The organism is Hamadaea sp. NPDC050747 (genome assembly GCF_040654195.1).
In the GTDB taxonomy this organism is placed as follows: domain Bacteria; phylum Actinomycetota; class Actinomycetes; order Mycobacteriales; family Micromonosporaceae; genus Hamadaea.
This window is the reverse complement of the sequence record NZ_JBFAHM010000008.1, coordinates 252,674-275,444: the sequence shown is the minus strand read 5'-3', so window position 1 is coordinate 275,444 and position 22,771 is coordinate 252,674. Positions and strand designations below refer to the sequence as shown.

Annotated in this window: 18 protein-coding genes and 1 pseudogene; 8 read left to right on the top strand and 11 right to left on the bottom strand. The window is 70.9% G+C overall.

Translation table 11 applies throughout. From position 1 onward, the window contains the following. Position 1 precedes the first annotated feature (1 nt). Positions 2-589: a cadmium resistance transporter gene (locus AB0H43_RS21020; RefSeq protein ID WP_360001386.1), complete on the bottom strand. Its 588-nt coding sequence runs from the start codon at positions 587-589 to the stop codon at positions 2-4. A gap of 121 nt (positions 590-710) precedes the next feature. On the opposite strand from AB0H43_RS21020, the gene AB0H43_RS21015 reads away from it, so the two are divergent. From AB0H43_RS21015 to AB0H43_RS21005, 3 genes and pseudogenes are all read left to right on the top strand, one after another. Then, positions 711-1,052: a hypothetical protein gene (locus tag AB0H43_RS21015; protein WP_360001385.1), complete on the top strand. Its 342-nt coding sequence runs from the start codon at positions 711-713 to the stop codon at positions 1,050-1,052. Positions 1,053-1,343: 291 nt separating this feature from the next. Beyond that, positions 1,344-1,445, top strand: a pseudogene (locus tag AB0H43_RS21010) (hypothetical protein); the annotation flags it as partial. A gap of 118 nt (positions 1,446-1,563) precedes the next feature. Continuing rightward, positions 1,564-1,794: a hypothetical protein gene (locus AB0H43_RS21005; protein ID WP_360001383.1), complete on the top strand. Its 231-nt coding sequence runs from the start codon at positions 1,564-1,566 to the stop codon at positions 1,792-1,794. Here AB0H43_RS21005 and AB0H43_RS21000 read toward each other — a convergent pair. After that, positions 1,728-2,690: a hypothetical protein gene (locus AB0H43_RS21000; protein ID WP_360001381.1), complete on the bottom strand. Its 963-nt coding sequence runs from the start codon at positions 2,688-2,690 to the stop codon at positions 1,728-1,730. The two genes, AB0H43_RS21005 and AB0H43_RS21000, sit on opposite strands and share 67 nt — an antisense overlap. A 98-nt stretch (positions 2,691-2,788) precedes the next feature. Continuing rightward, positions 2,789-3,424, bottom strand: a complete 636-nt coding sequence (locus AB0H43_RS20995; protein ID WP_360001379.1) for a MerR family transcriptional regulator — start codon at positions 3,422-3,424, stop codon at positions 2,789-2,791. A 403-nt stretch (positions 3,425-3,827) separates the two neighbouring features. On the opposite strand from AB0H43_RS20995, the gene AB0H43_RS20990 reads away from it, so the two are divergent. Next, positions 3,828-4,598, top strand: a complete 771-nt coding sequence (locus AB0H43_RS20990) for an AraC family transcriptional regulator (protein ID WP_360001378.1) — start codon at positions 3,828-3,830, stop codon at positions 4,596-4,598. 72 nt (positions 4,599-4,670) lie between these two features. On the opposite strand, the gene AB0H43_RS20985 is transcribed toward AB0H43_RS20990, so the two are convergent. From AB0H43_RS20985 to AB0H43_RS20955, 7 genes are all read right to left on the bottom strand, one after another. Continuing rightward, the gene (locus tag AB0H43_RS20985; RefSeq protein WP_360001376.1) at positions 4,671-6,023 is read right to left on the bottom strand and encodes a cytochrome P450; all 1,353 of its coding nucleotides are present in this window, start codon (positions 6,021-6,023) and stop codon (positions 4,671-4,673) included. A 70-nt stretch (positions 6,024-6,093) separates the two neighbouring features. Continuing rightward, on the bottom strand, positions 6,094-6,627 hold the full coding sequence (locus AB0H43_RS20980) for a flavin reductase family protein (protein WP_360001374.1): 534 nt from the start codon (positions 6,625-6,627) through the stop codon (positions 6,094-6,096). 2 nt (positions 6,628-6,629) lie between these two features. Continuing rightward, a complete protein-coding gene (locus AB0H43_RS20975) occupies positions 6,630-7,073 on the bottom strand; it encodes an acyl-CoA thioesterase (protein ID WP_360001372.1) in 444 nt (147 codons plus the stop codon). 1 nt (position 7,074) lies between these two features. Beyond that, on the bottom strand, positions 7,075-12,858 hold the full coding sequence (locus tag AB0H43_RS20970) for a type I polyketide synthase (RefSeq protein WP_360001370.1): 5,784 nt from the start codon (positions 12,856-12,858) through the stop codon (positions 7,075-7,077). A gap of 37 nt (positions 12,859-12,895) precedes the next feature. After that, positions 12,896-13,879, bottom strand: coding sequence for a DUF1702 family protein (locus AB0H43_RS20965; RefSeq protein ID WP_360001368.1), 984 nt, complete (start codon positions 13,877-13,879; stop codon positions 12,896-12,898). A 363-nt stretch (positions 13,880-14,242) separates the two neighbouring features. Next, positions 14,243-15,220, bottom strand: coding sequence for a DUF1702 family protein (locus AB0H43_RS20960; RefSeq protein ID WP_360001366.1), 978 nt, complete (start codon positions 15,218-15,220; stop codon positions 14,243-14,245). Between the two features lie 253 nt (positions 15,221-15,473). Next, positions 15,474-16,616: a carboxymuconolactone decarboxylase family protein gene (locus AB0H43_RS20955; RefSeq protein ID WP_360001364.1), complete on the bottom strand. Its 1,143-nt coding sequence runs from the start codon at positions 16,614-16,616 to the stop codon at positions 15,474-15,476. Positions 16,617-16,790: 174 nt separating this feature from the next. On the opposite strand from AB0H43_RS20955, the gene AB0H43_RS20950 reads away from it, so the two are divergent. Together AB0H43_RS20950 and AB0H43_RS20945 are read left to right on the top strand one after the other, a co-directional pair. After that, positions 16,791-17,858: a carboxymuconolactone decarboxylase family protein gene (locus AB0H43_RS20950; RefSeq protein ID WP_360001362.1), complete on the top strand. Its 1,068-nt coding sequence runs from the start codon at positions 16,791-16,793 to the stop codon at positions 17,856-17,858. Beyond that, a complete protein-coding gene (locus AB0H43_RS20945) occupies positions 17,855-18,655 on the top strand; it encodes a TIGR03084 family metal-binding protein (protein WP_360001360.1) in 801 nt (266 codons plus the stop codon). The genes AB0H43_RS20950 and AB0H43_RS20945 overlap by 4 nt, the downstream gene beginning before the upstream one ends. Positions 18,656-18,712: 57 nt before the next feature. Here AB0H43_RS20945 and AB0H43_RS20940 read toward each other — a convergent pair whose 3' ends face one another. After that, the gene (locus tag AB0H43_RS20940; RefSeq protein ID WP_360001358.1) at positions 18,713-19,894 is read right to left on the bottom strand and encodes an acyl-CoA dehydrogenase family protein; all 1,182 of its coding nucleotides are present in this window, start codon (positions 19,892-19,894) and stop codon (positions 18,713-18,715) included. A gap of 233 nt (positions 19,895-20,127) precedes the next feature. On the opposite strand from AB0H43_RS20940, the gene AB0H43_RS20935 reads away from it, so the two are divergent. Together AB0H43_RS20935 and AB0H43_RS20930 are read left to right on the top strand one after the other, a co-directional pair. Further along, on the top strand, positions 20,128-21,450 hold the full coding sequence (locus AB0H43_RS20935) for an FAD-binding monooxygenase (RefSeq protein ID WP_360001684.1): 1,323 nt from the start codon (positions 20,128-20,130) through the stop codon (positions 21,448-21,450). A gap of 35 nt (positions 21,451-21,485) precedes the next feature. Beyond that, the gene (locus AB0H43_RS20930) at positions 21,486-22,727 is read left to right on the top strand and encodes a cytochrome P450 (RefSeq protein ID WP_360001357.1); all 1,242 of its coding nucleotides are present in this window, start codon (positions 21,486-21,488) and stop codon (positions 22,725-22,727) included. Positions 22,728-22,771: the final 44 nt, after the last annotated feature.

Below are 22,771 nucleotides of genomic sequence, written 5' to 3'. Positions count from 1 at the left end.
GTCACCCGAACAGGCCGGACTCGACGAGGATCACCGCCCCGATCGTCATGAATACCACGGGCACGATCCAATGACCCCACCGTTCGACGACGGCGATGATCTTCTTGTGTGAGCCGAGCCAGCGGGCGGCCACACACCACACCGCGATGCCGACGGCGAACACGGTCACCGTGACGAGGCTGTCGCCGACGCCGATGGTGCGAAACAGCGGCGTGTAAACGGAGATGTTGTCCGCGCCGTTGGCGACTGTCACTCCCACGATGGCGGCCAGCCCGGCGGCGATCACCGGCCCCTCCCGGTCGCCACCGCGAACCGCCTTCACCAGCCCGCGTACGCCCATCGCGAACGGCACGAGCCCGGCCAGCCCGACCCAGCGGTCGGGGACGACGGCGAGCCCCAGCGCCGCCACCGCCGAGATCGCCACCAGCGCCCCTACGCCGAGGTACTGACCGGTCCAGATCTGCCACGGACGAGGGCGGCCCAGGGCGTTGGCCGACAGGTTCAACACCGTCAGCACGACGAGGTCGTCGACGTTGGTGCCGGCGAAGAGCCCGGCGGCCACCGCGACCGTGCTGACGAGGTCTCCCATGGCCGGACAGCCTACGGGCTAGGGCTGGGGCTGGGCTCCGGGAGATCAGTCGCACCGAACGCGACCGTCAGTCGCATCTACGACATTGCCCGGCCCGGTAGTCGACCATGACAATGTCCGGATGCCGGAGTCCCAATTCGCCATCGTCGATCGTGCCCTGAAGGGTCAGGCGACGGCCGAGGACCTCAGCCGGGTGCAGGCGAACTTCGAACAGTGGGTCCGGCTCGACTTCGCCGGCGACGAGGCGCTCGCCTTGGCGTACAGCGTGAAAGCCTTGGCCGCGGCGTGCGCCGCCGACTGGGCGACGCTGTCGGAACGGCATCGGTCGGCCCACATCTGGCTGTTCACGCTTCTGTGCCCGGACAAGTCGCGAGTGGACCAGGCGGCGCTGGCCTATCTGTCCTGGATCGACCACGACCTCGCGGCGTCGGCTGAGATCGTCCTGGAGCTGCGCGGCGAGTAGCGCCCTCCCCCGGCCGGGACCCAGCGGGGAGGGCGCTACGGACTACCGGGCGGCGGCTCAGATCCGGTCGGCGACGACCCTCACCGGAGCCGACGACATCTGGGACTACACCGCCCGGGCCGTCACGCCCGTGACCGTGCTGGTCCTCACCGCCCAGGAGTTCGCCCGATTCCGTGACCAGACCGAACCGTTGCGCACCCACTTGGCGGCGAGACGAAGCGCCGCCGAACGGCCCCAGAATCATTACGGTGAGGCCGAGATTGCCCTGGCCGCGGGCATGTCGGGGAGCCCATGCCGCCCGCGACCTTCGTCGACTACGAGCTGAGCCCTCGGGAGTACGAGCTGAGCGTCGCCCAGACGGTGCTACGCGTCCACATGGCGGACCTCTACAACGATCCGATGAGCCAGACCGAGCAGCAGCTGCGGCTCACCGTCGAGGCGCTCCGCGAAGGCGATCTCCGCGTTCTTCCGCGAATGCACCCGCCGCCGGATCCATCCCGACGTCCCCATCGTGAACGGGCACAAGGTCCTCGCCTGGCGCGGCGTGCCGATCTACCCCTGCGGCAAGATCCCCGTCAGCGACGTCCACACACGACTGAGCCGGGTCCGGGCTTCGTCGGGATCCGGCGCCACGTACGCCGGATCCCGACGATCCGCTATGACTCCCTACGCGGATCAGGTCCAGGGAGAGGCCGGGAACCAGATCAGGCCGATCCGGCTGAGCAGGCGCACGTCCCAGTAGAGGACGGTGAAGACGCCGGCGATCAGGAAGGCCAACGCGGTCAGCGTCGCCGCCCGGGACGGCTTGGCGGCGAGCCAGCGCTGGAGCCGGCCGCCGGAGAGCAGCGCGATCAGGAGGAAGAGCACGGCCATGATGAGGATGTTGCCGACCGACTGCAGGACGAACGCCGCCGCCCCGTAGAACGGGTTGTGAGTGGACGCCGCGTGCCGGAACATGTCGCGGAACAGCGGGTAGGGCCGGCCGATCAGGAAACCGCCGATGAGGGCGCCCATCAGGACCATCGGCGCGTTGGGGAGCCGGCGGGAGATCGCCCGCAGCGGGTCGGGGACGATGCCGAGCGCGGCCAGGCCGAGCACGATCATCACCAGTCCGATCGTCCCGAACGCGATCATCGACTGGATGGATCGGGCGGACAGGTGACCCGGCACTGAGGAGGCGGTCGAGAACTGGGGCATCTTCGTGCCGACGAGGCCGACGACGACCCCGTAGACCGCCGAGACGGTCACCATGCCGACGGTCAGCCAGCCGAGCGGCTTCAGCACCGCGACGATTCGCTCCCGGCGGGTGTGCGACGCCCCGAGCATGGGTCCGACCGCACCGAACGCGGCGACGTTGCACGCGGTGAACGAGCCGGCGACACCGGTCACGAGAGCGAACAGGATGCCGCTGCCGATGCTCGCGATCGGAGTGTTGTGGGCGTCGTGGCCGAGCACGGAGTCGGCGACCGAGAATCCGATCGTCCGGTCCACGAGTTCGGCGTTCCAGAGCCAGGTGAGCAGGAAGCCCACGACGAGGCCGATCGCGGCGATCAGCCAGCGGCGGCGCGGGAACGCGCCGTTGACGAAGAGGGAACTGGGCTGGGGTGCTTCGGACAGACGGATGAGGGTGGATGTCACGGGGATCGTCCTCTCGAAAGACACGCCGTTCCGGCCAGCGCAATGGTCCCGCGTACGCCATTCTCGTGTCTTCTCGAAAAGTGCTCCACCACAATTCGCTAAGTGTCCGGACCCTCCATTGCCGTACGCATTCCGAGATGATGCGTGTAAGCCATCCGGCGAATGATGGCGAACGCGACTTCGAAGAGGACGACGCGGGCGACCACCGTCGGCCCGTTGTCCCCGGAAAGCTGCTGGTCGATCTCCCGGATCGCCAGCCGCCCGGCGGCCTCCATGTAGGGCTGGAACCAGCCGGAGCGGATCGGCACACCCAGCGCCTCCAGCGCCGCGACGACGCGCACGAGGCTCTCGCGCTCCGGCGCCTCGCCGCGGATGCACCAGCCGGCGTCGGTGATGATCCGGTCGACCTGGCGGGCGGCGAAGTCCTCGGCCTCGATGCAGCTCGGCGGCACCGACTGCTCGGGCAGCAGCGCCCGGCTGACGATCTGGGCCAGGTGATGCGGCGACAGGCAGCGGCTGTCGATGGCGGCGAGCACTTCGCGCACCGAGGCCAGGCTCATCATGCCGGCCCCGGCCAGCAGCCGGATCAGGCGCAGGCGGTTGAGGTGGGTCTCGTCGTACTCGGCCTGGTTGCGGGCGGTCGGGATGCCCGGTGGCAGCAGCTGCTCCCGCAGATAGAACTTGATCGTCGGGACCGGGACTCCGCTGCGCCGGCTGAGGTGCGAGATCTTCATACTTACGGTGCCATCGGTGTCCGCTGAGCCATGCCTCATAGTTGCATGCTTGATCTTTTTCCGGCAAGCAGATCCCGGCCCGGAGAATTCTATTGTCCGGCCATAGCTCGACCGCTCGACGATCGCAAGTGTAGTGTCAGGAACAGGACGACGATCGCGGGAATTCCGGGATAATCTCCCCGCACATGGATAGTGGAAATCACCACCCGCCCCTTTCCATATTGTTGCTCTTTCCGCAGTCCCACTCCGGTCCGTGAGCACGCCATCACAGCAGCTCAGCCCTGATCCGCAATCGTCCGGTGTGGACGCCAGCCGTCGGCGTCGTGATTGATCGGCCGATACCCCCTCCCTAGCATCACCGACCAGCGGGGACAGTGATGCGACGGCCAAGGGGGAGGCACCGATGGCGGACCACACCGCGGAGCGAGCAGTCGAGCGGGTCATCACGCTGATGCGCGAAAACCTCGACGAACAGCTCACGGTCGACGACATGGCCCGGACGGCGATGTTCAGCAAGTTCCACTTCTCCCGCATGTTCCAGCGGGTCACCGGGGTCTCCCCCGGCCGGTTCCTCTCGGCACTGCGCCTGGAGCAGGCCAAACGGCTGCTGATCTCGACGTCGTACAACGTCTCGGACATCAGCCTGCGGGTCGGCTACACCAGCGTCGGCACCTTCAGTTCCCGGTTCACCCGCAGCGTCGGGCTGTCGCCGACGACGTATCGGCGGCAGCGCGGGGTCACCGCCGAGATCCGCACCGGCACCCCCGGGTACGCCACGGGCGCCCCGCCGGCCACGGTCAGCGGCATCATCCGGCACGCCAAGCCGAGCCCGCGCCGGCGGCTCATCTTCGCCGGGCTCTTCCGGGATCGCCTCCCGGAAGGGCGTCCGGTCGCCTGCGCGGTGCTGCGGGAACCGGGGCCGTTCCTCATCGAACAGGTCCCGGCCGGGATGTGGTACCTGCTGATGCACTCGGTGCCCAAAGGCGCCGAGACGGCCCGCAACGACGACCTGACCGAGGTCGCCACCTGCGGCCCGATCGCCGTGCGCCCCGGCGCCGCCGTCGAGGGCTGCGACGCGTTGCTGCAACCGGCCCGGCACCTCGATCCGCCGGTGCTGCTGGCGTTGCTGGACGTGCGTACGGCGGCCTTGGAAGTCGCGCTGGAACAGGTCTGAGACGAAGGCGGCCCGGGTCGGCGAACCCAGGCCGCCGGCTCATCGAGCCGACCGCACTCCCGGCGGCTCGCCCTAGCGGCTCCCCGGCTTGTGGACGGTCATCGGCAGGCCACCCCGGATCCGCAGCGACAGCATCGGCTCGGGCACGACCTCGTAGCCGGGGGCCTGCTCCAGCCGCAGGTCCCGGGCCAGCATGGCGAGCACGATCGTGGCCTCCATCAGCCCGAGGTGGTTGCCGACGCAGAACCGGGGTCCGGCGCCGAACGGGATGTACGCGTACCGGGGGCGGTCGGTCGGCGTCGACGGATCGAACCGTTCGGGATCGAACCGCTCCGGATCGCGCCAGAACGCCGGATGGCGGTGCATCGTGAACGGGCTGATCACCACGTCCGCCCCGGCCGGCACGTGATAACCGCCGACGACGTCGTCGGCCAACGCCTTGCGCGGCAACAGCCACACCGGCGGGAACAGGCGCATGACCTCGTCCACCACCGTTGCTGTGTAGCGCAGCCGGCCCAGGTCGTCGAAGTCGGGCAGCCGGTCGCCGAGGACCTCCACCGCCTCCGCGTGCAGCTTTTCGCGTACCCCTGGGTTCTTGTCGATCAGATGGAGCGCCCAGCTGAGCGTGCTCGCGGTGGTCTCATGACCGGCGAGCAGCAGGGTGACCAGCTCGTCGCGCAGGCGCTCGCGACCGACCTTGGGGTCGGGCTCGGCGCGGGTGGAGATGATGAGCCGGGACAGCACGTCGTCGCGGTCGACGGTGTCGCCGCGGGCCGCGACCAGCCGGCGGACGATCTCCTCCAGCGCACCGCGCGCCCGGCGGAACCGCCGCTGGCGTGGCAGCGGAATCCAGGTCGGGACCATGCTGAGCGTCTCCAGCTCGAACATGGCCTGGTCCTGGACCGCGCTGAAGTGCGACCCGATGTCCCCGTACGCCCCCAGATCCGCGTCGAGCAGCGTCTGACCGAGGACGCCGAGGGTGAGGCCGGTCATCTCGCGGACGACGTCGACCGGCCCCCGCCCCTGGTACGCCTTGAGCCGGTCGACGAGCTGCTGAGCCTGGACGGCGATGACCCCCGCCTGGGCGGCGATGCGGCGGCTCTGGAACGCGGGCTGGATGACCTTGCGCTGCTTGCGCCAGAGGTCTCCCTCGCTGGTGAGCAGCCCGTCGCCGAGCGCCCGCCGGGCGTGCACGAGGCCGATGCCCTTGTGATAGTTGGCGGCGTTGTCGGCCAGCACATGCTTGGCATAGTCGGGATGGTTGAAGAAGTAGAGCGTCTTGTGCCCGACCCGCAGCCGGGACGCGTCGCCGTACTGTTCGGCGGCCGACGACATCATGCCGATCCGGTCCTGGGTCATCACGACCAGCATCCGCATCGCGAGATGCCACGGCGAGGTCGGCGGATGCACGGCGGCGGTGGTCATGCGATCACCGACCTGCGGCCGGCGCTCGCACGACTAAGACTGAGTTGGCCGATGCCCGGCCGAAGGCCGGTCATGAGGTCACCTCGTTCCGGGCCGGTTCCAGCTGCCGGAAGCGGCCCCGCAGGAAGAGCAGGGCCTCCTCCTCGTCGGTCCGGCTGAGCCAGACCAGGCGGCCGAGGAAGATCGTGTGATCCCCGCCGGCGTACGCCCGCTGCACCTCGCACTCGAAGTGGCACAACGCGTCCGTGATGAGGGGCGCGCCGGTGACCGGGCCGGGGACCCAGTCGACCGCGTCGAACTGGTCGGCGCCGAGCGGCCGGTGGTTGTCGGCGAAGTAGCGGGCCAGCCCGGCCTGGCGTTCGGCCAGGACGGACACCGCGAACTGCCCCGCGTCGCACAGGACACTGTGCATCACCGCGCCCCGGTCGACGCAGACCAGCACGAGCGGCGGGTCGAGCGAGACGCTGGTGAAGGAGTTGGCGGTCATCCCGTGGGGGATGTCGCCACCGACGGTCACGACCGTGACGCCGGTGGCGAACGTCCCGAAGGCCCGCCGCAGCGATTTCGTGTCGGCCAGCTCGGCCGATCCCGCGTGTACGCTCACCGTCAGCTCCGCGCCGAGGCGAGCAGGTACGGTTCCAGCGCCTGCACGAGCGCCTCGGGGACGCGCGACGGCACAGTGCGCGTGTTCGGCCCCCGCATGCAGGCCACCCGCTGCGATCCGCGGGCCACGAGGGTCTCGGCGCCGTCCGGTCCCAGCCGGACGTAGTCGAATCCGAAGTGGACCTGCGTCTGGGCGAGTTCGAGCAGGTGCATCCGGATCGACAGCTCGTCGAACGCGGTGATCTCCGCGAAGAACTCGCAGTCGACCTTCAACGTGAACAGCTTCAGGTCGTCGCGCACGTCGGCCAGCACCGCGGGGGCGCGCTCCTTGAGGAACATCTCCCGGCAGCGGCCCTGCCAGCGCAAGTAGTTCACGTAGTACACGTTGCCGACGAGGTTGGTCTCCTCGAACCCGACGACGTGCCTGTACTCGTAGTAGCGCTCCACCTCAGTTCCGCCCTTCCGTCAGCACGGCGAACACCACCGGCTCGGTGACGCCGCGCACCTTGGTGACAAACGTCGCGATCCGCAGCTCGCCGTAGGAGAAGACGACCCACCCGGACCGCTGCGCGTGCAGCAGGGTCAGCGGGCCGCGTGGCGGCTGCCCCGCCTTCTGCAGGCACTCGATCGCCGCCCAGACGCGGACGCCCGCGGTGTCGGCGGTCTCCCCCGGCTCCTGGGCGACGAGGTCGGCCAGCATCTTCAGCGAGCCGAGCAGCCGCTGCCAGTCCTCGTCGGACCGGGCCGAGGCGAGGTCGACGTCGCAACCGAGCGGGCCGCTGCCGCTGACGCACAGGGTCAGACCGGCCTTGTGCGCGCTGGAGACCCGGTCGCCGCCGGCCAGTTCCGGACGACCGTCCGTGCGATAAGCGATCTTGACGGGGCGGCCCAGCGACCGGCTCGCCGCCAACGCCGTCCGGGCTCGCCGCTGGGCGATCAGATCGCCGGGGTAGGCGTCGGCCTCGTCAGGTTCGACGGTCACCGCGATCTCGGCCCCCAGCAGGTCACCGAGCGACCGCTCCAAGTACGGGCCGAGCAGGGGCGCGACCCACGGCCCGGAGCCGTCGTTCTTGCGTACGGCGCGCAGGCGCAAGCCCTCCCACCGCTCGATCACCGTGCCGTCGGGCGTCCGCAGGGCGATGTCGTAGACGTAGGTGTCGCCGTCGCGCGACCGCTCGGTCGCGGCGAACCGCAACGCCTCGGCGTCGAACATCACCGGCCCGGCCGACCAGATCCGCTCGATGCCCTGCGGCAACAGAGTCGCATCCGGTACGCACACCTGGTTGCCGTGCATCAGCGCGTCGCGTACGCCGGGATCGCCGAGCAGGAGGTCGGCCGGGAGGAACCCGGCGAACCACGGCGTACCGCGGTCGGCGGCGACATCCGCGTCGACGTGCCGGGCGGCGGCCCGGTGGTACGCCCGCAGCCGCTGGAACCGGTCGCCCTGGAACAGCACCGGCCCGTACAACTCCGACGCCGGGTCGAGCGGCACCACCGGCAGTCCGGTGACCTGCTCGGGCGGCCCGTCCGGGATGGGCGGCGCGTCATAGCGCAATCGGGCCCGGAAGTGGTCGGCGGCGAACCCAGTCTCCTCGCTGTGGATGGCGACTTCCACGATGTCCGGTCCGGTCACGACGGCCGCGACGCGGATCCGCGTACGGCCCGACGGGGGCACCACGATCGGCCGCAGGAACTCGGCCTGCTCGAAGGCCGGCGTACCGGTCCGTCCGGTCACAGCCGCGGCGACCTGGGCCATCGCCTCCATCCCGAACACCGCCGGGAACAGCAGGTTGCCGTCCAGCAGGTGATCGGCCAGGTAGAGGTCCGACCCGGCGCTCAGCTCGGCCTCGCTGACCAGCTCGGCGCCGTGGTACCGGACCAGCGGCCGGTCGAGGAACCGCAGCAGGGGCAGGTCCGGCAGGTCGTAGCGCACGGTGTCGATGCCCTGGGTACGCCCGGAGATGACGGTCACCGTCGGCGCGTCCGGGTCGGCGACGAGCCGCCGCAGGATGGCGATCCCCTGCTCCGGCGTGATCGGGGTGACTCCGTCGCGGGCCAGCGACTCGACGACGGACAGCCGTTCACCCATGCCGACGCCGGACCAGACCGACCACTCCAGACAGAGCGCACGGCACCCCGGGTTGTCGCGGCCGACTTGGCGGGTCAGCTCGGCCAGCCAGTCGTTCGCGGTCGCGTAGTGCGCCTCGCCCCGCAGCCCGGCCCGGCCGATGATGCTGCCGAGCGTGACCAGCAGCTTCAGCTTCGCCGGGTCGACGGCGGCCAGCACCGCGCGCAGACCGCCGAGTTTCGGCGCGAACGTGGACTCGAAGTGGCTCATCTCCACAGTGGTCAGCGACGCCGGTTCATTCCGGCCGGCGCCGTGCAGCACCGCGGTGACCTGTCCCAGCTTCTCCGTCAGCTCCGCCACCGCCGCTGCGACCTGACCGGCGTCGGTGACGTCGGCCCGGGCGTACTCGACGGTGACGCCCTGGCTCCGCATCCGGTCGAGGTTGGCGGCGAGTTCGGCGTCCTGCGCCGGATCGGAGCGGCCGAGCAGAGCCAGCTTCGCCCCGCTGTCCCCGGCGAGGGCCAGGGCGCACTCGGCGGTGATGCCCTTGCCACCACCCGTCACGAGCAGCACGTCCGGCTCGCCCAGGAGCTGGTGCGTACGCTCGGGGGCGTACGGGAGGACGCGCAGCGTCGGCACCCGGCGTACCCCTTGCTCGTCGTAGAACGCCTCCGCGAACCGGGCGGTCGAGGCGACCTCGGCCACGATCCAGTCGACGGTCTGCTCCGACAGCTCCGCGGCGGCCGGCACGTGGACGATCGTCACGCGGAGGTCGGGCGCCTCCAGCCGCAGCGTCTTGGCCAGCCCGGCCGCGCCGCGGTCGTGCTGGACGAGGACGAAGCGGTTGCCGAGCTTGCCGGACAACACCGCCTTGGCCCCGAGCAGAGCCAGTTCGAGCTGCTGTTCCGTGCAGTTCTCCGGCAGGCAGACCAGGACGCCGCCGCCGACGCCGGCCCGTTCGAGCCGGTACCGGAGAGGTTCGGCGAGCCGGTGGTCCGCGTCGGAGTAGACCCGCCACGAACCGTTCTCCTCCACCGCCGTACGCGCAGGCCGGACCAGTTCGTCGAGGTCCACCGCCCACGGCCGGGACCAGGGCGCGGCTCCGGCGACGACGGGAGCGGCGGCGTCTCCGGACAACGCGGTCTGCTCCAGCTCGGCCAGTGCCTCGGCCAGTTCCTTGACGGTGGCGGTGGCGAAGTTGGTCGGGGTCTGCGCGGCGGCGATGCCGAGCTGCCCGGCGACCTGGTTGACGACCTGCCCGACGGTGATCGAGCTGAGGTGCAGGTCGTCCAGCAGCCGGCTGTCCTCACGGACCAGGTCCAGCGGCAGTTCGGCGCGTTCGGAGGCCATCCGCCGCAGCATGTCCATAATGGACTCGCCCTCGACCTGCTCCACCGGGGCCCGCTCCACCACGGCCGCACGCTTGGTGGCGGTGATCGAGACCTGGGGCGCCGACTCGCACGGGCTGGCGAAGAACGAGAACTCCGCCCCGATCTTCAGCGGACGGCTCAGCCGGCCGTGGAAGAGAGCGGCGTCCACCGGAGCGGCGTTGACCACGAAGGCGGCGGCCACCACCCGCAGTACGCCCGCCAGCGACTCGTCGTCGGTGTCGAGCGCGACGGCCGGTACGTCCACAGCGGACGAAGCCAACCCGCTGAGCACCCGGCCCGGCCCGACCTCGACGAACAGGTCGACCTCCTTGGCCGCGATCGCCACCGCCTGGCTGAACTGCACCGGCTCGGTGATCTGCCGGCCGAGCAGCGCCCGCAGGTCGGCGTCGGCGGCCAGCGGCTCCCCCGTGACGGTGGAGACGACTCGGCGGCCGAGCGGAGCGAAGGTCTCCTCGGCGATCGCCGTGGCGAACGCCTCGGCCGACGGCGCCACGAGCGGGGAGTGGAACGCGTGCGAGACGCGCAGGCGCGCGGCGGCGAAGCCGGCGTCGCGGGCGCGCGAGCACACCTCGTCGACGGCGTCATGCGTACCGGCGATCACGGTCTGCTTCGGCCCGTTGAATCCGGCGACGACGACAGGCAGGTCGGCCATCAGCCGCTCCACCGTCTCGGCCCCGGCCTCGACGCTCGCCATCGTGCCGCGCTGACTGTGCTGGGACATCGCCGCGCCGCGTACCTTGGCGACGTCGAGCAGCGTCTGCTCGTCGAACGCCCCCGCCCAGTGCAGGGCGCTCAGCTCACCGAGGCTGTGCCCGACCGCGACGGTCGCGTCCAGCCCCAGCGTGGCGAGGACCCGCAGACCCGCCAGCGTGCCGGTGGCGATGCGCGGCTGGGCCACCTCGGTGGCGACGAGGTCGGCCGCCTCCGGGAGCCCTGATCGCGCGTACACCTCGTCGGCCTCGGCGAACCGGCGCCGCAACGCGCCGCCGCCCATCGTGCGGCCCGAACCCTGGCCAGGGAACAGGTAGCCGATCCGGCCCGGCCCGGCGGCGTGGCCCAGGAAAGACCGGCCGTCCGCGGCGAACACCGTGGTCTCCCCCGCGTCCAGCTTCTCGATCAGGCCCCGCAACCGCCGCTCCGCGTCCTCCGGCGACGAGGTCACGACCGCCGCGCGGTAGGGCAACTCGCGGAGTTCCTTGTGGAGGGTCACGGCGACGTCGGCCAGCTGGGCGTACGCGACGGTGGGCACGAACTCGGCGAGCTGGACGAGCCGGTCGCGCAGCTCGGCGGCGGACGCGGCGTCCACGGTGAGCAGCTCCGCGTCCTGCAACGACGACGCCAAAGCCTTGGTACGCGTGTCGAGCCCGACCCGGCGGCGACGGTGGCCGTCGTTCTCCAGGACGATGTGGGTGTTGATCCCGCCGAAGCCCATCGCCGTGATGCCGGCTCGGATGGCCGAGCCCTCGGGGAACGGCTCCGCCTTGCGCAGTACGCGCAACTGGGCACCGTCCTCGACGAGCAGCTCGTGCGGGTCGGGGCAGCCGATCGCGGGCGGCAGCACGTGGTGGTGGACCGCCATGGCCGCCTTGATGAGCCCGGCGACTCCGGCGGCCGCCTTCGTGTGCCCGATCATCGCCTTGATGGAGCTGATGGCGGCCGGCTGACCGGTCGCACCGGCGGTGTCCCGGGCCAGGGTGAGCGCCCGCAGCTCGGTGGAGTCGCCGACGGCGGTGCCGGTACCGTGCCCCTCGAACAGCGGAACGGTCTCGATGCCGAACCCGGCCCGCGCGTACGCCCGGCGCAGCGCCAGCTGGTAGCCGCTCACCTCGGGCCGGGTGATGCCGCCCTTACCGTCGGAGGAGATGCCCCACCCGGCGACGGTGGCGTAGATCCGGTGGCCGGCCTTGCGGGCGTCGTCCTCCCGCATCAGCACGACCATGCCGCAGCCCTCGCCCGGCCAGAAGCCGTTGGAGCCCTTGTCGTAGACCTTCATCTCGCCGGTGGCGAGCGCGCCGGTCTTGGCGAAGCCGATGATCTCGAACGGGTCGATGGACAGGTCGACGCCGCCCGCGACGACGACGTCCAGTTCGCCGTCGACCAGGCCCTTGCAGGCGGTGGCGACCGACAGCAGCGACGACGAGCACGCGCCGTCCACGGTGTAGCCGCCGCCCTTGAGGTCGAAGTGGTTGCAGATACGCCCGGCGATGGTGTTCGACAGACCGCCCGCGAGGGTGTCCTCGTCGATCTCGGGGAACGGACTCTTGAAGGTCGCCTCGAACTCGTCCAGGAAGGTGCCCAGCTGGTCGTCGTTCCAGTCCTGCTCCTTCAACGCCGCGGCGACCATGCGGCGGACGAACGGCCAGCGCAGGCGCAGCTGGTTGGCCCGCGAGAACTCGCCGGTGAGGCTGTTGCCGACGACGACACCGGTACGCTCCCGCGGCAGCCCTTCGGCCATCGGGAAACCGGCGTCGGCCAGCGCCATCGCGGCCACGTCCAGCGCGAGCCAGTGCGTCAGGTCGGTGGACCGGTAGGTGCTGCCCGCGACCTTGTACGCGACCCGGTTGAACTCGTAACCCTCGATGACCGCGGCGTTGCGGGCGTAGAACCGGTCAGGGGTGGAGGGATCGGGGTCGTAGTAGTCGGCCAGCCGCATCCGGACGTCGGGCAGGCGGCGGAAGGCCCTCCTACCCGAGACCGCGTTCTCCCACAGCTCTCTCGGCGAGGTGGCGTCCGGGTAGCGGCAGGCCATCCCGACTATGGCGATTCTGGTCATGCTCAGCGGCCTCCATGAGGTGGGCGGGATCGGCTGGTCAAGCGGTGATGTGGGCCGCGAAGGCGGCCGAGATGCGGCGGCGCCAGACCTCCCAGGCCGGCAGGCGTCCGGAGTCGGTCAGCCCCACGAGCGCCTCGTCGGTGACCTTCCGGGCGGCGTCGACGGAGGTGCCGCAGAAGATCTGGGTGGCCAGTTCGTTGTGCGGCACGGTCAGCCCGGCCCGGGCGCGGGCGCCGGCGGCGAAGGCCGCGCCCTGCGCGATCTGCGGCCGGAAGTGCGCTCCCAGCTCCCAGAAGCGGCGCAGTTCGGACTCGTCCACGCCACCGGCGTAGGTGGCGGCCAGCCCGGCTCCGGCGTACAGGTCGGCGTGACGCTCGGCCGGGAACCGGTTGATCAACCGGACGACCTCCTCGGGATCCGTGCCGCCGACGAACCACATCGCCCGGCCGATGCCCTGGTCGATGGCGTGGTTGGCGTACCACTGGAACTGGCCGCCCGCCGGACCCGCCGGCCACGGGAAGTCGAGCTCCTGGAAGTGCCGGCCCACGTACTTCTCGGTGCGGAAGTACGCCTGGTGGAAGCCGTAGCCGTCCAGAACGAGCCAGCGAAGCAACGGATCGGGCGCGTGCAGGGTGCCCCAGCGGAACCGGGGCAGCCGCGCCATCGCCCAGCCGACCCCGACGTACGCCATGTAGACGTGGTCGTCGCCGCGCCCGCTCAGAAACTCGGCGACCAAGGTCTTCCGCCCGATCGGCAGCCCCTCCCGGACCGCGAGAGCCATCGCGGCCCCCTCGTACGCGAAGCCGCGAAACCGTGTCGGGACCTGCTCCAGCCGAGGTTCGGCGTCCCGTCCGGTACGCGCTTCGGCGGCGTACGCGTACCCGGCGAGGAAGCTGGCGCCGACGGTCTCCAGCAGTTCGCGGCCGGCGTCGGACTTGACGTGGAAGCCGCGGACGTCCATCCGCGTCTCGGCGACCGACGGCGTCAGGATACGGCGTCGCATTGCTCGGTAAAGGCTCATGAAAGCGCTCCGAATCGTCTCGGGATGCCACGGGCGGCGCTGCTGGAATCGTCTCAGCGCGATGGCCCGGATTCTTCTTCTGGCGTGCCTACATATGCGCATGCATTGCGACTCGCTCGACACCGCTGGATCAGAGATGCCGGTCGAATCTTGAGTCAAGATTCGACCCGGATCCGTGATCCAGCGCCGCGCAACGGGGCCAGCGCCGGACAGGGGGCCAGCGCCGCGGGGCCAGCGCCGCACAACGGGGCCAGCGCCGCGCAACGGGGCCAGCGCCGCACAACGGGGCCAGCGCCGCACAACGGGGCCAGCGCCGGACAGGGGCCAGCGCCGGGAAGCGGGTGGGCCGACTGGGTGTGCGTTTCAGGAGACGGGGACTGAGTCGCGGACCAGCCGCCGCCAGGTCTCGTAATCGGGTTCGGCACTGGCCGGGAGCCCGTCGGCGGCCACGTCGTCGGCGAGGGCGGCGGCCGCGGCGATGTCCAGTTCGGCCAGCGTCTTGACGGCGAGCTGGGTGTGCGCCGGTTCGCAGCCGGAGAAGGACCGGGCCTTGGCGGCGAAGACTGCGCCCTGCGCGACGTCGGCTGCGAACGGCCCGGCGAACGCCCGGAGCTGGGCGTACCCGTTGCCGTCGGTGCCCCCGGCGAAGGTGGCGGCCAGCCCGACCCCGCTCCACAGGTCGGACTGCCGGTCGGCGGCGAACCGGTCGACCGCCGCCGCGACGTCGGACACCTGTCCACCGTGGATGAACCACAGCGCCCGGCCGACGCCCTGATCCCACGCTCGGGCGAAGTACTTCGGATAACCCTGCCACGGGTACGGCTTGGGACGGGCCTGCTCAGTGACCCACTTGCGCGTGTGGAAGTACGCCCGGTCGAACCCGAGGCCGTCGACGGCGAGCCAGCTCATCGTCGGGTAGTAGGGCGTACCGGGGAGGTCTGGCAACACGGTGCGCCACAAGGGCCGGGGCAACCGGGCCATCGCGAAGCCGATGCCGATGTAGGTCAGGAAGATGTGCGGCTGGCCCGAGCCGCTGAGCAACTCCTTGGCGCGTACGCCCCGGCCGCCGGCCATCGCGTCGCGCACGGTGTAGGCCATCGTCGCCCCCTCGTACGCGAAGCCCCGGTGCTCCGCCTCGACGAGCTCCAGCCGCCGTTCGACCTCCCACAGCGACCTGGCGTCGATGGCCCACTCGAACCCGCAGATCACCGCTTGCGGGATCGCCTCGAGCCGGCGGGTCGCCTCGGTCTCGCGTACGGGAAAGCCGCGCCCGGCGAAGCTGACGTCGGCCAGCTTGGGCGTCATCAGCAGGTTCCGCACCGCACCGGTCAGGGTCGCCATGGAGTCCTCCGCTCCTCGCCGCGCCCGGGGCCGGGCGCACCCCTATCGTGATCTGTCGATGGGCGGCGGCGCGTCTCCGAGCGTGCGGAGTCCGGGCGCCCGCCGGATCCAGACGCACGGGTGGAACGTCACGGACGTCACCGACACAAGATCAGGTCCATGGTGTTCCACCGAGCCGGCGGCACCCGCCGAAGGCGCAGCACGGCCGAAGGCGCAGCACTACCCGAAAGCGCGGGGGGAGCAGCCGCCGAGTTCAGCGCGCGGCGACGGCGGCGACGGGCAGGTGCCGGCTCCCGATCTTCCGCGCGGCCTGGTAGCTCGCCCACGAAGCGGCGTCGACCAGCGTCCGGTCGTCCGGGTGAACCGCCTGGAACGCCCCGATGACCTCGTCGTCGACCTGGTAGGAGGCGATCGCGGTCAGCAGCACGAGCCGGGCCATCGGCTGCTGCGCTTCGGGGAGCCGGGCGACCAGCCGTTCGCACCAGGCTCGGCTGAGCCCGGTGTCCTCGCCCTGCCAGCTGTGCAGACGAGAGGCCAGCAGCTCCCGGACGCCGACGGGAACCGACCGCGCACCGGCGGCTTCGAAGGCGGCGTACGCCCGGCCGATGGCCGCGGCGATCGACGGGTTGCCCTGCGCCCACGCGGCGTCCGCCGGCAGCGCCGCCTCCGGCAGCAACGGGAGCGCTCGGCCCGGCGTACGCGGATCGCGCAGGGTGGGCCGCAGGATCCGGGCGACGCCGTGCTTGAACCGGCGGCGGGAGGCCGGGCCGAGCCCCGGCGGCAGCAGGAAGCTCGACAGGAACACATTGACCATGCGGGTCAGGTAGTGCAGCGCGACGACGACGCCCACCAGCTCGGCCCGCTCCGCCTCAGCGAACGGCTCCGACAGGAGCGGCCGCGACACGAGCCGCTCCGACGCGACCCCCTCCAACGCGACCCGCTCCGACGCGACCCGCTCCGACGAGGCCGCAGGGAAGGCAGCGTGCCGCGCCCACGTGGCGACCGCGGCCAGCTCCGGGTCGCCGATGTCCGACGGCCGGTCGGCGATCAGCGCCTCGGCGGCGGACTCCGAGGCGAGGTCGTACATCCCGACGCTGTGCATGTCCACGCAGTAGGGGCAGACGTTGGCCACCGACACGGCGGTGGCGACCGCTTCCTTCACCGTCCGGTTCACGTTGGCCGTCGGCAGGAGCGGCTCGCGGAGCAGCGTCCAGTATGCCGCCGCCAGGTCGGGGACGGGCGAGTGCAGCTGCACCGGCGGGACGACGAGGCCCATCTCGTCGAGCACCTGGTCGTAGACCTCGGCCAGGACGCCGCGCGCCGCGTTGACCGGCACCGGGGTCACGTATTTGATCTGACGTTGTGCGACCGATGACGCGATACGCCTGATTCCCATGTTCCTCAGTATTGATCCGGCGGCGGCCGGAGCGGCGATGGCGACGGCGGAAGCGCAATATCAAAGAGCCCCGATATCGTCTCAGCAGCTCCGTCCACATTAGGTCCATAAAGGACCTGAGGCAGCGCATCGCGGAAGATGCGTACCCGATGGGCCGCTCTTGACGATGAGCGCATGGCCGACCTCATCGCGCGCGGCACGCGTGCCGGCACGCTCCGCCAGATCCGTCACGTCACCCCCGTCGCACCCCGGTCGGCCCGCGGGCTGGTCGCCGAGGTCTACCACCAGGTCGAGCGGGATTTCGGCATGCTCGCGCCGCCGGTCAGCCTGCACTCCCCCGCGCCCCGCGCGCTGGCCGCGGCCTGGGTCATGCTGCGCGAGACGCTGCTCGCCGCCGACACGACCGGCCGTGCGGAGCGCGAGGCGGTCGCCGCGGCGGTCTCGGCGGCCAACGCCTGTCCCTACTGCGTCGATGTGCACGGCGCCGCGCTCGCCGGGCTCACCCGCGACGAGATGCCCGCGTTGTCGGCCTGGGCGCGCTCCAGCGCGACCGCCGATCCGCTGCCCGCCCCGTTCGGCGATCGGGCGGCGGCCGAGCTGATCGGGGTCGCGGTCGCCTTCCACTATCTCAATCGGATGGTCACGATCTTCCTGCCCGAGTCGCCGCTGCCGCCGTTTCTGCGCGGGGCGGCCGCGCCGACCGCCAAGCGCGTCGCGTCGCGGCTGCTGGGCTCGCTGGCCCGCCGTACCGTCACGCCCGGTCTGTCGGCCGGGCTCCTGCCCGCCGCGCCGCTGCCCGCCGACCTGTCGTGGGCCGCGGGCAGTCCCGCCGTCGCTGCGGCTTTCGGGGCCGCCGTCCGCGCCGTGGACCAGACCTTTCTGCCCCCAGGGGTACGCCGAATGGCGCGGGCCAAGGCGGTCGAGTTGGGCGGCGGCGACCCGGGCTGGGCCACGTCGGACTGGCTGGCGGCGGCGGTCGCGCCGTTGCCCGAGGTCGATCGGCCGGCCGGCCGGCTCGTCCTCCTGACGATGTTCGCCCCGTATCGGGTGACGCCCAAGGTGATCGCCGAGTTCCGCGACGGCCGGCCCAGTGACGCCGCCCTGATCGAGGTCACCGCGTGGGCCGCCCTGCTGGCCGCTCGGCACTTAGGAGCCCGCCTGCACGCCGCCTCCGCCCGCAGCGCCACCTCGACTTCGACTCCGATTCCGATTCCGATGACGACCGAAAGGACCAGCCCGTGACCATCAGCGACGCCTTCACCGACCTCACGGCCGACGGCGAGGAACTCGAGAACCTCCTGGCCACCCTGCCGGACCAGGCGTGGGACACGCCGACCCCGGCGGAGGGCTGGACGGTGGCGCATCAGATCGCCCACCTGGCCGCCACCTTCAAACTCGCCGGTCTGGCCGCCGCGGACGCCGAGCGCTTCGAGGCGCTCAAGTCCCGGCTCAGCCCGGACTTCCAGACCAATGTCGACCTGGCGATGGCGCCCTATCTGGCGCTGACCCCGGCCGCCCTGCTCGCACGGTTCCACGAGGAGCGGGTCGCGGCCGACAAGGCGCTCGCCGCCGTCCCCGAGGGGCAGCCGGTGCCGTGGCTGGTCCGTCCGCTGCCCGCAACCGTGCTCGCGGCGGCCGGCATGATGGAGCTGTTCGGCCACGGCCAGGACGTCTACGACGGCCTGGGCGTCCAGCGGCAGTACACCGATCGCGTCGGGCATGTGGCGTTCTTCGGGACGCGTACGTGGGACTTCGGGTATCAGGCGCGCGGGCTGGCCACCCCCGACGTCGCCTTCCGATTCGTGCTCACCGCCCCGTCGGGCCGCGAGTGGGTCTTCGGCCCGGCCGACGCCGCGCAGACGATCTCCGGTCCGGCCGTCGACTTCTGCCTGCTCGTGACACGCCGCCGGCACTCCGACGACCTTCAGCTGACCGCCGTCGGCAAGGAGGCCACCGAGTGGCTCACCGTCGCGCAGGCGTACCGGGGTCCGGCCGGGCCGGGCCGCCGTCCGGGCCAGTTCGCCACGGCCGCGGCCTGACCGGCACGACGATCGGCCGCCCGTCGCAGCTGGACGGGCGGCCGCTTCGTGCGCTCGTCAGACGAAGAAGGTGTTGGGCTCCAGACCGCACAGGATCCGGCCGTAGAGCTCGAGGTTGGTGCTCGGCAGGTTGAGCGCGTGCAGGGCGATCGTCTGCATGTCCCGCTGAATCCGCTGGATCGGGATCGACGAGTAGATCGACGACGCTCCGCTGGCCATGGTGAACGTGTTGACCGCGTCGAGGCCGAGCTGGCAGATCCGGCCGACCGCCATGCGCGCGTACGCCCGGTCCGGCAGGCTCCACTCCTCGTTCCGCACTCCCTTGCCGTCGACCATCTCGGCGAGCCGGCGGGCGTGGTACTCCATCTCGTCGATCTTCAACGACGCGTCGGCGACCTGCAGATGCGTCACCGGCGCCTCGATCTGGCTCGCGTACGCGGTGTTGGTGATGGCCCGTCCGGGCAGCCGCTCGAAGAACGCCTCCCGGGCGGCCCGGGCCAGGCCGACGATCTTGCCCGTGGTGGAGGCGGAGACCGCGCCGACCATGGGACCACGGTAGATCGGCAGGTCCCGGTTGGTCTCGGAGGCGTACTGCTGCTGCATGAGCGCGCTGATCTTGAGGTACTTGACGGTCGGGATGAACAGGTCCTGCACCCGGAGCGTGACGCTGCCGGTCGCTCGCAACCCCGAGACGTCCCAGTCGTCGACGACCTCGAAGGCGCTGATCGGCGCCAGCGCCAGGATCGGCTCGGCGCCGCCCTCGCCGTCGGGCAGGATCGCCGACAGCAGCTTCCACTGGCTGTGCGCGGCGCCGCTGTTGAAGTTCCACTGCCCGGAGACCACGACGCCGCCGTCCTTGGGCACCGCCATCGCCGTCGGCGCGAGGGTGCCGCAGATGCGCACGTCCGGAGTCGTGAAGACCTCCTCCTGCACCTCGTCGGGGAACATCCCGATGTTCCAGGACATGATCCACCAGGCGGCCGTGTTGAAGGCGGCCGAACCGTCGCCGCGGCCGAGTTCGATGCCGACGTCGACCAGGGTCCCGGTGTCGCAGGCGTAGCCGCCGAAGCGTTCCGGGGTCCGCAGCCGGAAGATCCCGGCGTCGGTCATCGCCTGCACGGTCTCGTCGGCGAGGCGCCGGTTCTTCTCCGACGCCTGGGCGTTGGCCCGCAGGACCGGGACGAGGTCGGCCGCGCGCCGGCGCAGCTCGTCACGGGTGGGTTTCTGGCTGACGTCCACGGGGGTCTCCTTTGCTTCGTCCACTCTGGACCTCTTCTATGACTGCGCAATTTCGGAGTTGCCGAATAGGCCGCGACATGCTTTGCCGCAGCGCGCCGCAAAGCATGTCGTACGCCGATGCTAGCGCTCACTGGCTGCAGAGATCGAGCAATCTACGAGAAGTTCATCAATGGCAAATCGATACGATGGCCCCGATCATTCCCTCAATTCATTTCCCGATGGGAGACACGTGGATGGCCAATCAACTCGGTGACCACGCGGTCATTCTGGGGGGCAGCGTCGCCGGTTCGCTGGCCGCCCGCCAGCTGTCGGACCACTACCGGAAGGTGACGCTGATCGACCGCGACACCCTCTTCGGTCCGGATGGTCCCCGGCACGCCGTGCCCCAGGGCCACCACATCCATGCCCTCCTGGCCCGTGGTCAGCAGATCCTCGACGAGCTGTTTCCCGGGTTCACCGACGAGCTCGTCTCGATCGGAGTGCCGATCGGCGACTTCGGCACGAGCCTGAGCTGGTATTTCAACGGCGAAATGATCCAGAAGGCGGAGACCGGCCTGATCTGTGTCGCGGCGGGACGGCCGCTGCTGGAGGCCAGGCTGCGCGGCCGGGTCAACGCGCTGCCCAATGTGACCTACCGGGAGCGGACGGACATCCTCGATCTGGTCCCCTCGCCTGACAACGGCCGGATCGTCGGCGTACGCGTCCAGGGGCACGACGCCGGCGAACCCGAAGTGCTGCAGGCCGACCTCGTCGTCGACGCGACCGGCCGCGGCACGCGTACGCCCAAGTGGCTGGAGCAGCTGGGCTACCCGCGCGTGCCGGAGGAGCGGGTCAAGATGGAGCTGACCTACACCACCTGCGACTTCTACGGCCCGCTGACGTTCGACCCGATCGGCGACGACATCGCGCTGCTGCCGGTGGCCACACCGGACATGCCGCGCGGCGCGATCTTCGCCCGCCTGCCCGACCGGTACGCCATCTCCCTGACCGGCATCCTCGGCGACAAGCCGCCGACGGACATGCACGGGTTCATGGAGTACGTGAAGACCCTGCCGGTGCCCGAGATCTACAAGGCGGTACGCGACGCCAAGCCGATGGGGCAGCCGCAGACCTTCCACTTCCCTGCCAGCATCCGCCGTCGCTACGAGCGGATGAGCCGGTTCCCGGACGGGCTGCTGGTCGTCGGCGACGCCGCCGCGGTCTTCAACCCCGTTTACGGCCAGGGCATGACGGTCGCCGCGATCGGCGCGACCGTGCTGGGCAAGCACCTCGCGATGGGCGTGCCGCAGCCGCAGGCGTACTTCCGGGATCTGGCCAAGGTCGTGGACGGGCCGTGGGACATGGCGGCCGGCGCCGACCTCGGGTTCCCCGGCGTCGAGGGCAAACGGTCGCTCAAGACCAAGATCGGCAACACCTACATCCCCCGGCTCCAGGCGGCGGCCGCCCACGACGGCGTGCTGTCCGCCGCCTTCCTGCGTACCGCCGGGCTCGTCGATCCGCTCACGGCGCTGATGAAGCCGGGCGTGATCTCCCGGGTGTTCCGCGGCAAGCGGTGACCCGTCGCCATCGATCGACAAGAAGGAGGCATCCCATGGAGAGGCGCTGTCCGCATCTGATGGACCGCACCGGTCAAGACATCCACGCCGAGACCGAGGAGCTGCGCAAGCAGGGCCCGGTCGCCCAGGTCGAGCTGCCCGGCGGGGTGCTGGCCTGGTCGATCACCAGCTACGAACTGGCCAAGCAGGTGCTCGGCGACGAGCGGTTCGCCAAGGACCCGCGGCAGCACTGGCCGGCGCTGATCAACGGCGAGATCCCGCCGGACTGGCCGATGATCACCTGGGTCGTCATGGACAACATGACCACCCGCGACAACCCCGACCACGACCGGCTGCGCCGGGTCATCTCGCAGGGCTTCTCGGCTCGGCGCATCGAGTCCGCCCGTACGCTCATCGAAGGCATCGCCAAGCGGCTCCTCGACGGGCTGGAGCAGGTTCCGGCGGGTACGGCGATCGACCTGAAGAAGGCGTACTGCTATCCGCTGCCCGCGTCGGTCGTGTGCGACCTGTTCGGTGTGCCGGAGGAGGCCCGGGCCGACGCGCTCAAGGGCGGCGAGGTCAACGTCAGCACCACGATCAGCCCGGAAGAGGCCGAGGCCAACGTCGAGCAGTGGCACAAGGCGATGGAGGACCTGGTCGCCGAGAAGCACGTACGCCCCGGCGACGACCTCACCAGCCTCCTGATCGCCAAGAAGAGCGTCGACGACGAGATCCTCACCGACGAGGAGATGGTCGGCACGCTGCACCTGATGCTCGGTGCGGGCTCGGAGACGCTGATGAACGTCCTGAGCCACGCGATCCTCAACCTGCTCACCCACCCCGACCAGCTGGCCCTGGTCCGCAGCGGCCAGATCAGCTGGGACGCGGTCGTCGAGGAGACGCTGCGGGTCCAGTCGCCGGTGGCCCAGCTGCCGTTCCGGTTCCCCACCGAGGACGTCCAGCTCGGCGACGTCCTGATCCAGAAGGGCGATCCGGTGATGATCGGCTTCGCCGGGATCGGCCGCGACCCGGAGGTGCACGGCGAGACCCGGGCGGAGTTCGACATCACCCGGGCCGACAAGACGCACCTGTCGTTCGGCCACGGCGTGCACTACTGCCTCGGCGCGCCGCTGGCCCGGCTGGAGGCGGCGATCGCCCTCCCGGCGATCTTCGAGCGCTTCCCCGACATGCGACTCGCGGTCAGCCGCGAAGACCTGGAACCGCAGGGGACGTTCATCATGAACGGCCACGCGGCGCTGCCCGTGTACCTGAAGGCGCCCGTGCCGGCTGCGGCCTGACGCCGCGCTCCGCCCTCGGGCTCTTCCGCTCAGCCGGGAGAGCC

Excerpts from the sequence above, each read along its gene's own strand:
- AB0H43_RS21020 (WP_360001386.1), bottom strand. The coding sequence starts at position 589 with ATGGGAGACCTCGTCAGCACGGTCGCGGTGGCCGCCGGGCTCTTCGCC.
- AB0H43_RS21015 (WP_360001385.1), top strand. The coding sequence starts at position 711 with ATGCCGGAGTCCCAATTCGCCATCGTCGATCGTGCCCTGAAGGGTCAG.
- AB0H43_RS20995 (WP_360001379.1), bottom strand. The coding sequence starts at position 3,424 with ATGAAGATCTCGCACCTCAGCCGGCGCAGCGGAGTCCCGGTCCCGACG.
- AB0H43_RS20990 (WP_360001378.1), top strand. The coding sequence starts at position 3,828 with ATGGCGGACCACACCGCGGAGCGAGCAGTCGAGCGGGTCATCACGCTG.
- AB0H43_RS20985 (WP_360001376.1), bottom strand. The coding sequence starts at position 6,023 with ATGACCACCGCCGCCGTGCATCCGCCGACCTCGCCGTGGCATCTCGCG.
- AB0H43_RS20970 (WP_360001370.1), bottom strand. The coding sequence starts at position 12,858 with ATGACCAGAATCGCCATAGTCGGGATGGCCTGCCGCTACCCGGACGCC.
- AB0H43_RS20965 (WP_360001368.1), bottom strand. The coding sequence starts at position 13,879 with ATGAGCCTTTACCGAGCAATGCGACGCCGTATCCTGACGCCGTCGGTC.
- AB0H43_RS20960 (WP_360001366.1), bottom strand. The coding sequence starts at position 15,220 with ATGGCGACCCTGACCGGTGCGGTGCGGAACCTGCTGATGACGCCCAAG.
- AB0H43_RS20955 (WP_360001364.1), bottom strand. The coding sequence starts at position 16,616 with ATGGGAATCAGGCGTATCGCGTCATCGGTCGCACAACGTCAGATCAAA.
- AB0H43_RS20950 (WP_360001362.1), top strand. The coding sequence starts at position 16,791 with ATGGCCGACCTCATCGCGCGCGGCACGCGTGCCGGCACGCTCCGCCAG.
- AB0H43_RS20935 (WP_360001684.1), top strand. The coding sequence starts at position 20,128 with ATGGCCAATCAACTCGGTGACCACGCGGTCATTCTGGGGGGCAGCGTC.
- AB0H43_RS20930 (WP_360001357.1), top strand. The coding sequence starts at position 21,486 with ATGGAGAGGCGCTGTCCGCATCTGATGGACCGCACCGGTCAAGACATC.